General features: G+C 56.2%; 9 protein-coding genes. 2 read left to right on the forward strand and 7 right to left on the reverse strand.

Translation table 11 applies throughout. The features are described from left to right. Positions 1–518: 518 nt before the first annotated feature. Positions 519–1,193, reverse strand: coding sequence for a dethiobiotin synthase (locus tag GGD61_RS37990; protein ID WP_246786166.1), 675 nt, complete (start codon positions 1,191–1,193; stop codon positions 519–521). Between the two features lie 539 nt (positions 1,194–1,732). Between GGD61_RS37990 and GGD61_RS37995 the strand changes: the two genes are divergently transcribed. Next, the gene (locus tag GGD61_RS37995) at positions 1,733–2,092 is read left to right on the forward strand and encodes a Dabb family protein (RefSeq protein ID WP_183232275.1); all 360 of its coding nucleotides are present in this window, start codon (positions 1,733–1,735) and stop codon (positions 2,090–2,092) included. A 584-nt stretch (positions 2,093–2,676) separates the two neighbouring features. Continuing rightward, positions 2,677–4,011: a hypothetical protein gene (locus tag GGD61_RS38000; RefSeq protein ID WP_183232276.1), complete on the forward strand. Its 1,335-nt coding sequence runs from the start codon at positions 2,677–2,679 to the stop codon at positions 4,009–4,011. A gap of 430 nt (positions 4,012–4,441) precedes the next feature. On the opposite strand, the gene GGD61_RS38005 is transcribed toward GGD61_RS38000, so the two are convergent. The 6 genes from GGD61_RS38005 to GGD61_RS38030 form a co-directional block, all read right to left on the reverse strand. Continuing rightward, complete coding sequence (locus tag GGD61_RS38005) at positions 4,442–5,404, reverse strand: ABC transporter permease (RefSeq protein ID WP_183232277.1); 963 nt, start codon at positions 5,402–5,404, stop codon at positions 4,442–4,444. A gap of 49 nt (positions 5,405–5,453) precedes the next feature. Then, the gene (locus GGD61_RS38010) at positions 5,454–6,995 is read right to left on the reverse strand and encodes a sugar ABC transporter ATP-binding protein (protein ID WP_183232278.1); all 1,542 of its coding nucleotides are present in this window, start codon (positions 6,993–6,995) and stop codon (positions 5,454–5,456) included. Continuing rightward, positions 6,992–7,954, reverse strand: a complete 963-nt coding sequence (locus GGD61_RS38015; protein ID WP_183232279.1) for an ABC transporter permease — start codon at positions 7,952–7,954, stop codon at positions 6,992–6,994. Before GGD61_RS38015 ends, GGD61_RS38010 begins: the two co-directional genes overlap by 4 nt. Positions 7,955–8,023: 69 nt before the next feature. Next, a complete protein-coding gene (locus GGD61_RS38020) occupies positions 8,024–9,199 on the reverse strand; it encodes a sugar ABC transporter substrate-binding protein (RefSeq protein ID WP_183232280.1) in 1,176 nt (391 codons plus the stop codon). Positions 9,200–9,405: 206 nt separating this feature from the next. Next, a complete protein-coding gene (locus GGD61_RS38025) occupies positions 9,406–10,920 on the reverse strand; it encodes an amidase (protein WP_183232281.1) in 1,515 nt (504 codons plus the stop codon). 503 nt (positions 10,921–11,423) lie between these two features. Beyond that, complete coding sequence (locus tag GGD61_RS38030) at positions 11,424–11,876, reverse strand: nuclear transport factor 2 family protein (RefSeq protein WP_246786167.1); 453 nt, start codon at positions 11,874–11,876, stop codon at positions 11,424–11,426. Positions 11,877–12,332: the final 456 nt, after the last annotated feature.

Below are 12,332 nucleotides of genomic sequence, written 5' to 3' on the forward strand. Positions count from 1 at the left end.
TCCCCGCCGCGCACGCACCATCTCCGAATCTCGTCGGAGCCAATGAATCACGGTCACCGGTCGACGGCGAGTGCCTTTTTCAACAGCCTGCTAGGACCAACGTGACAACCTCAGCTTATTCTTAACATCGAACCTGATGTTGGTCCGGACTTGCGTGAGTCTTCCCAAGGCCGATTGGCTTAACGAACGGGGTGGAATCAACAACACTCGCAGCAGTAAGGCCGCCGGGGCGGCAACACAGTAGGATTCCCATTCCAACACGCTATTCCTCAGTCGTGCTTGATCGCAGTTCGACCGCCGCCGCCGCCAAGCCATATGAGAGCCCCGGGGGATCGAGCAGAAATGACGAACACGGAGTTTATATGCCGCGAGCTCGTCGAGCACGGCAGTTTCTTGCATAAGTACCGGAATTCACGTCACCTGTGCAGTTAGCTCATGAGGCGAGCAGATTCAGCCAGATCGATTGAGCAAGGTCCGGATGACGTACGTGCTGCATGGACTTTCGGAACGGCTTCTTCTTAGGACGGGGAATTGAAATCATCACACAAGAAAGAGGCCTTGAACGCGGCTTGCAGTGCCTCTGCCGACAGATGCGCGATCCAAGGTAGCCGCCCCAACCACCGCACCCGTCCAATCTCGCAAATTGCCGTCACAGCATCCGAATTCCTTTCACCAACGAAAGCAATTCCCAGAATATCGATGTGGCGTCTTCGCAGCGCCTCGATCGACAGCAGTGAACAATTAATCGTGTCGGAAGCTGTGCTCGCGCCCAGGACTACAGGAAATCGCCAGCTCTCCAAGACGTCAATATAGAGAGAGGTGCAATTCAATGGCTCCATCAGCCCGCCCGTCGCCTCAATCACGAGGGGGCGGTCTGCAATAGCCGGCGGCTTCAGTGATTCCGTTTCGATGCGGGCCCCGTCGAGCTCCGTGGAATAGTTCGGCCAAGTGGTTGTTTGCAGTCGGTAGCTCTCGGGCACAATGCGATCTGGCGAAAGACTTGCAAGCCGAGCGACGCACTCGCTGTCCGTTTCTGCTTCGAGGCCGAGTTGAATTGGCTTCCAATAACTCGCGCCGAGGAGATTGACGAGCCCTGCGCAGAACACGGTTTTCCCGACTTCAAAACCTGTACCCGTCACCACGATCCGCTGCTGGCTCGTCGAGTTTGTCCAGATATCGGCACTTCTACGCAATATCATCCTCCAGCATAAGCAGCGACGGCTCACAAAGCGGACGCCGGTTGAACGATAACGCCTTACTCATCGGCGGGCTTCAACGCAAGCTGGCAGCTGGCGTTGAGTTGTCTCACCCCGAGAAAGCAACAATCGACGCACATTAACTGCACGAGAGGGATACATGCCGTTACTTTTGCGCGTACCGGCTTTCAACGAGGCACCCCCCGACGTCGCATCATCCATCGTGATAATCCTCAAGCCACACGCCGAATCCCACCGAAGGAACTTTGCACCGAGCGCTCTTTTGGAGTTCCGGTAAATTTCAGATTAGCCTCAGTGCCTTGAGACTTCGCTCTGCGCGTATCGCTCACGCCTCGCACAAGTCAACAAGGATGAATGTCTCTTGATCTTCAAAGATCTCTCAATGAATCTGCTGCACAGCTGCGGCATCCTCGCATCAGGGCCAGTTCAACGGCGATGTCTGCTAAAGCATTGCCGTGAGCACAATCTCAATATATGAAACTCGACCAAGTTGCGGCGTCTCATTTGCGGCCACCATGATCCGTCACATCGTCTTCTTCACAGTCAGGGACAAAGCCGGCATCGACCAAATCGTCAAAGGTCTGTCGGTTCTTACCTCAATCCCACATGCGCGTCGGCTCGAGATTGCGTGCAATCGCAAGAGCGACCAGCTCGACAATGACATTGACGTCGTGGTGTATGGCGAGTTTGCGAGCGAGACCGACCTGGCTGCATACAAGAGGCACGAATTATATCAAGAGGCGATCAGACTCGTTCGGCCACTCCGGGAACTGCGCTTTGCCGCTGACTATGAGCTGTCTACAGACGTGCATTTCGCAGGTATGGCAGGACAAATGATGATCGCTCGAAACAGCGGACCAGCCGGCCAGGAATAGCTTGTTGATTCATCGCAAAAGCTTTGGCGCTCGGTCGAAAGATGAATCACGCAGGCCTCAAAACCTGCCGGTCGTCTTTGAAAACAAATGGGCGCACCGCGTTGCGGTGATCGCAAGAGGCCGCAACCCTCTCACGCTCTCGCCGTCATGGCATGACAGCTGCAAAAAATTCCAGCACCGTCAACGCCGCAACCTGCGCCAAGAGAACCTGAATCGTGTTCTCCTTCGGCTTAGGTGAAGATCCTCTTGACAACATTTCTGCGAGTTTGACCTCCCCAGTTCGAATGCCAGCCGAGCGGCATCGTTCAGAGTTTTAGTTTATTACACTTTCGTTGTGACACGATTTTCTGGTTTCTCCAAGACCGGACTCTTCAAAGCGAAGGCCGTTCGTTCCGGCTTCAACCTGCCCGGACAGTTCTTGCAAAGCTATTCAGATCCAGCGCCTTCGCAAGCTCTCTCAAAGAGCGAAGCGTGGCAATCTGCAGGACATTATTGCAGCTTGCATCTCTCAGCGCGTCAGCTTCTCGACAGGTGATCCCATTAGAGTCAGTACTTTGGGCGATACTCAAGCGCGGGAGAGGTACGTGGACCCATTTAACAGCATCAACCCACTCTACTCGGACTTCGCTGCTTTTAACGCCGCGGCATCACAAGCGGAGCAGAGGCAAGCGGATTTTGGGTCCTACATGGTTGACGTGCCGCAACTCGATGCCACGACCGCAGAGCATCCTATTCTTCCCGATCACTCCGATCCTCATCTGGCTGACGGAGACCATAGACTCGCCGGCGCCTTTAGACTTGAGCATCAGAGGGACGACGACCCTTATCTAGAACAGGCCCTCGCCAGACGCGAGGACCCCGTTGCGTGGTATAGCGCGCCGGGGGAAGCTTTGGGATCGGACAACGAGCCTGCTGGCCGTGGTCGCTATCAAGATCCGCTGCGAGAAATCATGGGAGAAGCGATCCTGGGATCGTCTCTCTACCCACCCCCGCGCCATCATCAGTCCCCAGATGAATTCGTTCGCTACCTAAACTGGAGCGACGGCAGCCCGCCAGCAGCGAACGAGTTCGCCGCCACCGATCCCAGTTCGGGTCACGGCGTCCTCCTCGGTCAGGACTACACCGGACAGTTTAGGCCTGAGAAGAGGCAAAGGACACTAGACCAAACCGAAGCGGACGCCAATGAGCGCCAACTCAGCGAGCCTGGCAGTTCGGTCGCTCGCGAGCCGATGGACAATGCCGTTACACCGTTTCAGCCTAGCAATCCATTGGTGCTTCCTGCCGAAGGCTACGATCAAGATCTACTGTGGGCGATGATGGAACGCGCCGCGCCAACCGAGCGTCATGACCAGGCCCCGGATTCAGAGGTGGCCGTTCGTTCCTTCGGCGGCGGACACGTTGGCCAACGTACGTCAGCTGCGCTCGAGGGAAGCAACGTCCTGCCGAGCCAGGACAGCCCACCCGCGCCTTTCATAGTTCACACCGACCGCTTCACGGCGCTGTTCGTGCCCGCGGCAGCGATGAGAGGCAGCGCTCCACTCAATCTGTCAGGAGCACCCATTCATTTTGGATCTCGACCAGAAACCGTTCCGCAACCAACCGAACGGTCAGCAAATCGGACCTCGTCAGCACCGCTTGCACGGACGATAGAGCAAGCCGGTCCGGCCTCGGCCAGGGCTGAAACAACGCCGCCTGCGGTTCGCGAAGTGTACGCTGCATCCTTCGCCGTTCCTGAGGGCTTTATCCACGGCACCCAACCTGCCCCCTACACGATGATTTTTAAGCTCGGCCGCTGGGGCCTTTTGCCGGATGCGACGCAGCAAATAAAGCAATACGATCTTGCCGGCGAGCGTTACACCGCGCTCTTGGGGCCGGGGGGACCGAACGACGTCCGGCTGATTCATCATCCACAAATGTAGACCCGAGAGGTAGCCGCCAGATGACGAGGAAGCCCCGGTTGCTCAGTCAGTGCAGTTCTATAGCTTGCGTGAGCTATTCTTTGTGAGCTTAGCTAGAGCCGGGCGGTGCCGATACTCGCCGATGGCCCGGCGATGAACTGCGCGCAGAGCCGCCGCCTTCGACAACGAGCCTAACGAACGGCACCAGAACAAGGCGAGATTACCCCAACAGAGAAGCTCAATGTAAACTTCGTACTTTCGGCGCTGAGCACCGCGCCCCACGTCGGTCGCTTCGTCGCCGGCACCACGCCGATCAGCTTTCGTGTATTCCTAGTGGGCGATCGGACCGTATTTGCGTTGCGAGCCAAAGAGGATGCAGCCCCCAAAAAAAGGTCGTATGTGCAAGGAAGCGTCCAGATGGCTTCGTGAATGTGGCCGGAGAGATTCCCTCCTACTTGATGAATGCCAGTCGTGACCGATCGAGTGTGACTGTCACCGCCAGAATGACGATAAGTCCCGTGACCATGATTTGAATATAAGTATGCATCCCTGCGATGTTCAGTCCGTTTTGCAGGACCGCAATCACGAGCACCCCAACCAGCGTTCGATGCACGCCTCCCGAACCGCCTGACAGAGCAGTTCCACCCATAACCACCGCCGCAATCGCCTGAAGCAGGAGGTCATCTCCCATTCGGGCGGTTCCGGTCGAGGTTCGCGCAACAAGCAGTAAACCTGCAATTCCGCAGAGAGTACCGGACGCGATGAAGGCGACGGCCTTGGTGCGAAGAACATCTATGCCCGAAAGCCGAGCCGTTACTCCTCCTCCGCCGATAGCAAACAGAGATCGACCGAAATGGCTTCGCGCACCAACGAAAGAGGCGAACGCAAATATGAGGAGCGCCAAAATTCCCGAATTTGGGATCCGTCCGATCATTGCACCGGATGCGACCCACGTGAGATCCGGACTTCGGAAGAACACGTTTACCCCTCCACTGATCCAGGTGGAAATTCCGCCAATGATGGTCATGGTGCTGAGGGTGGCGACAAAGGAGGGTATCCGCAGGCGAAGCACCAAAATTGCGTTGAGAACGCCACAAAGCGCCCCCATTGCGGAAGCCACAAATACGATGACGAGGGCGCTGAAACCGAAATCCCGGATCAGAACAGCGGAGGAGACTGCCACAAACGTCACGATCGCCCCGACGGAGAGGTCGATCGCCCCCATGAGAATGACAAAAGTGATGCCGGTGGCAACGATGAGCAGGATGGACGATTGTCTCATCAGATTGAAGACGTTTATCCAGCTCAGGAAGCGAGGATTGATCGCAGTGAAAACGACGACCATCGCCAGCAATAGAAGGATGGGGCCCGCTGAATTGATGATCGCGCGGTGACGCCGAACAAAATGCCTCATGCTTTCGACGCTGGCCCCGAGCCGCAATCTCGATGTGCGCGCTTTGGTCTCAGACCATGTGCCTGACAAGTTCCTGCTCCGTCGGTTTATCGTTGGCAGGCGCGTCCCGCTCGAACTGAATCTCGCCACCGCGCATTACCAGAATCCGGTTCGCTAGACCGATGAGCTCCAGGAGATCATCTGATATCAGAAGGATGGCTGCTCCCTGATCTGTCAGATCCCTGAGGACCGCGTAAATCTCCTCTTTTGCACCGACATCAACGCCTCGAGTGGGATTGTCGAGCACAAGGATCTGTACCCCACGCGCCAGCCATTTTGCCAACACCACCTTCTGCTGGTTTCCCCCAGAGAGGAATTGACAGAGTTGCGTAGGGCCACTGCATCGGATCCGTAAGCCATTGACGTGCTTCTCGGCTAAAGACCGTTCTCGCGCCGCCGATATGATTCCAGTCAGCCGGGATACGAGGGGGAGCGAGGCGAGCGAAATGTTCGCTTCAACTGACATGTATGGTACAATGCCTTCGGTCTTTCGCTCCTTGGGCACGAAGCCTACGCCATTTGCTATTGCGGCTTTACCACGGGCCCGAACAGGCAGGACCTTTCCGTTCACCTCGACAGTCCCCGCTGCTGGAAATGGATCAAATCCGACAACTGCCCTTCCCACAGCCTCTTTGCCGCATCCAACCAGTCCGCCAAGCCCGACAATCTCGCCTTTCCGAACATCCAAGCTCACGCTTTTGACGTTCTCGCCCCCAAGCCCCTTAACGGAAAGTGCGATAGGCGCTTCGGTAACATTCCGCTGGCGCTTCTCCTTGAAGTACTCTTCGTCCCTGACCCGCCCGACCATGGCCATGTGCAGGTTCTGCTCGGAAATCCGTTCTCCGGCAAACTCACCCACGTTTCGACCATCTTTGAAGACATAAATGCGGTCACACAGCTCGATGTATTCGGAAAGCCTGTGAGTGATGAGGACGAAGGATGCGCGCGCGCGGAATCGGCGGATCGATTCAAAGAGAAGCGCAACTTCGCGCTCACCGATGGCGGCGGTCGGCTCGTCAAGCAGGATAATCGGATGATCGACGTGGAAGTACTCGGCCAATGCAAAAGCTTTGGCAATCTCGATCATCTGTCGGTCGTGAAACGCATAGTCCCTTGTCCGCCGGCGCGGGTCGATGTGCGCAAGGCCGAGGTCTTTCATATGCCTTTCGGTGTGGGCAATCATCGCATGCCGATCAACGATGGCCAGGCGGTTGGTAAAGTTTGACTCAAGAGACAGAAAGACGTTTTCGTAAACGCAAAGGCTGGGGATAAGCGCCTGCTCCTGGAACACCATCGAAATTCCGGCCTCGACGGCCTGGGTGTAGCGGACTGGCTTGAAAGGTTTACCGAATAGCTCCATTTCTCCAGTATTGGGAGGATGAATACCGGCGATCATTTTAAGGGTTGTGGATTTTCCTGCCCCATTTTCACCAGCGATGCCGATAATTTCGTTCGCGAATATCTCCAGATTGACGCCGTCAACGACGCAATTGCCGCTGAAGCTCTTGGACCCACCTCGCATGCGGAAGATCGGTTCCCGCCTGGTCGTCATCTAACGTCCTCCGCGCTCACACGTTTGGTGTTAAGGAGGACAGCAAGCAGGATGACGATACCCTGGATGATCGCCTGTAGATGAGGCGCCAGAGCGAGGGTGTTCAGACCATTCGACAGAGTGGTGGCAAAAAGCACACCGAGGATCGTCAGACGCACGTTGCCGAACCCTCCGGTGATCGCAGTGCCGCCGACGACCACCGCTGTAATGGTATCCAGAGTCATAAAGCCGCCCATTGTTGCGGTGGCCGACCCAAGACGCGCGGCCAGCAGCGCCCCGGCTAAGCCGCCCAGCCCCCCTGACAGTGCGAAAGCTTGTATTTTGATCGTATTGACCTTCACGCCGACGAGGGTGGCCGTTTGCTCATCACTGCCGAGCGCTAATGTCATGCGACCAAAGCGAGTGCGCGCACCCACCAGAACCGCGGCCAAGTAGACGACGAGGGAGATCAGCACTCCATTGGGAATGACGCGGAGCCATGTGCCTTGGGCGATCTCAATCACGGCAGCATCGGACACCGTCAGCGAACGTCCATCGGAGATGAAGAGGACGGCACCGGAGAGCGTTGTTGCCGTGGCCAGCGTTACTAGGATAGAGGGAATTCTGAGATGGACGTAGATAAGCCCGTTGATCAAACCACAGGACAGACCGACCAAACAGCCGATCGGAATTGACCAAACACCTAAGTCAGGGGCCATCCGCGCCACCAGCATGCCACAGAAACTAGCAACAGCCCCCACCGAAAGATCAATGGAGCCCATCAAGATCACAAAGGTCGCGCCAACTGATGCGACCAGAAGGACGGAACTAGATAGTTCGATCGCTCTCAAATTGCTCAAGGTCAAGAACGACGGGGCGGCCAAGCCGATCGCGGCGCAGGCGAGAGCAAACACCGAAATTGTTATGATGCGGCGCGCTAGCTCGCCGTCTCCACGCCCCGCCTGCCATGCTTGCAACATTGTGCGACCCGATTGAGCATCTTGCGTCAGGAGATGCCTCCCTCGGAGAGGGAGGCATCCAGGCACAGTTTATTCGGGGATACGCTGTTTGTAATGGTCCTTATACTCCGCCGTGAGTTGCGCCACACATCCAGCGTCAAAAGCCTCCTGATAGGCCTTCGGAAGGTTGTAGCCGGCCGGAATACGGCTTCCCCAGTACTTCTTTACGTCGATAGGCCAGACATAATTTTGAGGATCCCAATCATTGGGATGGAGTGCCCGCGACATCTTCTTCCAGTCAAAGGGGAGCTTTTCTCCTGCAAGAAATTCCTGGTATTTATCGACGTTCGCGGCCGTAATCAGCGTCGCTCCGGTGTACAGCATGCGTTCACAGGGACTCGGCTTGAACCCTTTTGATGCATCATAGGCCCGCACAAGCGCAAAACCCGCCTGCCATTGTGGCGTAAAGCCCATGGTCGCTAGAATTCGTCCCTCCTTCACCAGCTTGAGCGTTTCGCGGTTTCCGTCAAGCCCTGTGATCGGGATGTGTATGCCAGCATCCTCGGCAGCCTGCATCGCCCCTAGGGCAATCGAGTCATTTTGGGCGAAGACTGCGTCGATCTTAGAGTGCGCCACAAGCATGTCTTCCATGACCTTGCGGGAGTCCACTTGGTTCCATTTGCCTGGCTGGCGGCCGACGACCTTGATGTTTGGATATTCCGCTAGAGCTTTTTCGAAGCCGGCCGTTCTGGCGATGTCCGCGTCCACCCCTGGGAAGCCTGTGATATGGACGACGTTGCCTTTTCCGCCGATCTTATCAAAGAGCAATTTTGCAATTCTATAGCTGTTGTCGACATCGTCCGGCGTAAAGAACGTCGCGAACGCGTAGTTGTCGGTCCCGGCATCCAAAGGATGGAAGCCCGGCAGAGATTCCCAGACAGCAACGTGCACTGCTCCTGCCTTTTTAGCCATTTCGACGATGGGCTTGATGTTGGCGGCAACAAGATTCTCGCCGAACGTAATTTTAACCCCTGCCGCGAACTGAGCCTCGTAGATTTCGATTTGCTTAGCCGCATCACCCTTTCCCGAAAGGATGCGGTAGTTCAAGCCGAGCGCTTTTGCCGCCTGCTCGGCTCCCTGCGACCAATTATTAAAGTACTCATTTTCCAGGGTTGAGACTTCAGACAACACATCCTCCGCCCTCGGGGCTGAATAAGAGGCCAAAAGGGCGGCCGTTGCAAAAACGTAGGTCGACAAGTTGCGCATTAGTTTCCCTCCTCTGCTACTTCAAACAAGAACCAACTCAAGAAATTCGAAATCAACTGCAGCCGTCGTATCGGTCGATGCCGCAATCGGAATGTCAGGCTGGACATCCGACGCGCTCACGGGCGCGCGCGTCATCGATCGTCACATCAAAAGAAGCAGTGTTAGCAATGGCGGGACGGCTTCGGCCGTCACTCGTGCCGCCGCTCCTACATCTTCCTCCAGTCACCGATCTGCTCAAAGGCATGCGCCGCCCGATAGATCGTCACCTCCTCGAAGTGGCGACCTACAAGCATCAAGCCAACTGGCAGGCCATCCACCATTCCGCAGGGTATTGACATCGCTGGATGGTGTGTGAAGTTAAACGGAGCGGTATTGGTGAACATCTCAGTCGCCCGTGTGATATAGTCCTCTCGGCTGACATCACGCGGAGGAAGCGGGGTCGCCTTCATGGGTGTCGTGGGCATCAGAAGGAGATCGTAATCTCTGAGCATGTTGTCGTATGCCGCTCTCAGGCGACGAGAGACGTTGACCGCCTTGCCATAAAAGCGTGGCCCATAATTGTTATTGATGTATGTGCCGAGCAACAGGAATAGCTTTGCCTGTTCGGAGAGGGAATTCGCCTTCCGGCGCCAGCCGCGATGAAAGTCCATGAGAGACAGTGAAAAGAGATCTGATCGGCTTGTGCCATAGCCGTCGCCGAACATCATGGTCTGCGTCGCGCCTTCGGTGCCGATCGGGGTCCAGATTGCGGCTCCCTGAAGATGCAAGGGCACTGAGACCGTCTCAACCGAGGCGCCGAGATCTTTAAAGCGTTTGGCAGCTTCACGAACGCTTCTGTTGACCGCTGCTTCCGCTCCGGGCTGCTCGAAGCCTTCCTTGAGAACGCCGATCTTCAATCCGCTGATACTTTGGCCGAGCGCTTTGGTGTAGTCCTCGACCTTCGGCGCCTTGATGCGTGGATCGTACCCGTCGTCCCCGGCGATCACTTCAAGCAACAAAGCGTTGTCAGCGACCGTTGCGGTCATTGGGCCGGTATGGTCCAGGGTCATTTCATTGGGCATAATCCCGGTATAGGGAACCAGGCCCCAGGTCGGCTTCATGCCGTAGATTCCGCAAAATGACGAAGGCATACGTATCGAGCCCCCCTGATCGCCGCCGATCGCCATATCGACTTCCCCAAGAGCAACGACGACGCCGGAGCCAGAAGACGAGCCGCCCGCCGAATAGCCCATCTTGTGAGGATTGTGCACGGGCCCGAGCGCACCCGTATGGCTGCCACCGGATGTGCAAAAGCATTCGCAATGCACCTTGCCTGCAATTTCGGCGCCTGCGTCGAGCATGCGAGTGACAATGGTCGCGTCGATATCTGGCACAAATCCTTCGAGCGTCGCCGAGCCGTTCATCATGGGCACCCCGGCCAGCATGATGTTGTCTTTCAGGGCGACCGTCTTTCCCTTTAGCTTTCCGCTCGGCGCCCCAAGCACGCTCGTCTTTCGATACCAAGCGTTGTGCGGGTTCTCCTCGGCATTTGGCTGATAGCCCGGCGTACGAGGATACTTCACCTCCGGTAGCTCGTCCGGAACGGCATCGATGTAGTTGTATGCTTCAAGAGCCCCGTTAATAAGGCCGCGAAAGGAGGCAAGGTCTTCATCAGAAAGCGAAAGGCCGCACTGCCCTGCGACATCTCGCAATTGTGCTGGTGTGGGCGGGACGATTGACACGGGGTTTCCTCCTAGAGGGCTAATGCGTATGCGTGAGGCCGCTCTGCGGTGGCACGTCACTAACATTTCAAGAAAATATGCTTGGCGCTTACGAGTCACCGCGCCGGAGCTTAAAACTGGGTAATTTTGAGTAATCCATCCTACAAAATCCGCCGAAAAAAGAAGCAATTTATGCGGGAATAATACGCATCGGCGCGCCTAGTGTAAGTCTCCCCTAAGATAGATCATTCGTATACTAACATCGCAAAGGCAGCCTGCACCAGATACGGCTTGGACGCTACGTGCCAGAGGCTTCGGAGTGGCATGGTGATCCGAACCAACATCGCGGCGACAGACAGGCCGGCACACTTCCGGAAGAATCCGCAATTATGTGAGCTTCGATGCAGAGTTGCGATTGATGCCGAAGCGTTCGCGTTCTCACGTTCGAGCAATGGGAGGTTATCGGAACGGCATAGATGTGTTGTTCCACGCATTCGGCACGGACAACATCGTCAAGCGTAAAATCAGGGCGTGCGGGACGAATGGTGATGCAGGATCTGCCACAAGCCGTCTTTGTGGCTGAGCACAAGGGTGAAGCGCGCCGGTATTGTCACAACCTGATCTGTGGAAGATTGAGTAAACAAGTAATTGCCGACCACCAGAATGAGGTTATCCCCCAATCGGACGGAACGCCAAGCCTCAAACCGCACCGAATGCGTGCCACGGAAATAGGTACGAATCTCGTCAGCACCGGAATAGAGTTTCGCGCTGGATGTACCATAGAGCAAGGCGTCAAGCGCGTAAAAGGCCGCTAGCTTCTCGAAGTCGTGAGCATTGAAGGCATGCCCCCATAGCACGAGGAACGCACGCACCTCGCCCATCTCATCGTTTACATTCAAATCAGCCACCCAGACGATTGAAGCAATTTGTTGGACTTGTAAGGCGCGACATGAGTCGCGTTGGAAACGCCTTGCCATTGACCATTGAGATCATCGCTTCAAAAAATCGCCGCTGCTGGATGTCTCCAACAGCGGCTTAGTCTAGGGAGGAAGCAGACAATCCGGCCTGCCAGCGGATTTGCATTATGAGACCTCAGCAAACTGCAACGCGCAGATGATTGGTCGCGCCCTTCTGCCCAAATGGCACCCCAGAGACAATCGCTACTCGCCCTGCTCCGCGTAACCGTCCTTGCGCGCCTTCGCCGCCGCCATTTCCGTGATTTCATCGGAGACGGATTAGATGCAACAATGCTGTGAACTCCCAAAGCAAGCTCATGCCTAAATCCTGCAGCACTCCCATCGGCGTACCGACCTCGCTTTCAAGTTGCCGGATCCACGCCAACACCCTCGCGTGCTCGTCATATGATCCGTTGCTGAATTAAGCCGGCACGTATCCGCCCCTGAAAAATAGAGAGAGCAGATCATCTCGGGCGC

It is taken from the genome of Bradyrhizobium sp. SBR1B (assembly GCF_014198205.1).
Taxonomy (GTDB): Bacteria; Pseudomonadota; Alphaproteobacteria; order Rhizobiales; family Xanthobacteraceae; genus Bradyrhizobium.

Coding starts and splice junctions, on each gene's coding strand:
- GGD61_RS37995 (WP_183232275.1), top strand. CDS start 1,733: ATGATCCGTCACATCGTCTTCTTCACAGTCAGGGACAAAGCCGGCATC.
- GGD61_RS38005 (WP_183232277.1), bottom strand. CDS start 5,404: ATGAGGCATTTTGTTCGGCGTCACCGCGCGATCATCAATTCAGCGGGC.
- GGD61_RS38010 (WP_183232278.1), bottom strand. CDS start 6,995: ATGACGACCAGGCGGGAACCGATCTTCCGCATGCGAGGTGGGTCCAAG.
- GGD61_RS38015 (WP_183232279.1), bottom strand. CDS start 7,954: ATGTTGCAAGCATGGCAGGCGGGGCGTGGAGACGGCGAGCTAGCGCGC.
- GGD61_RS38020 (WP_183232280.1), bottom strand. CDS start 9,199: ATGCGCAACTTGTCGACCTACGTTTTTGCAACGGCCGCCCTTTTGGCC.
- GGD61_RS38030 (WP_246786167.1), bottom strand. CDS start 11,876: ATGGCAAGGCGTTTCCAACGCGACTCATGTCGCGCCTTACAAGTCCAA.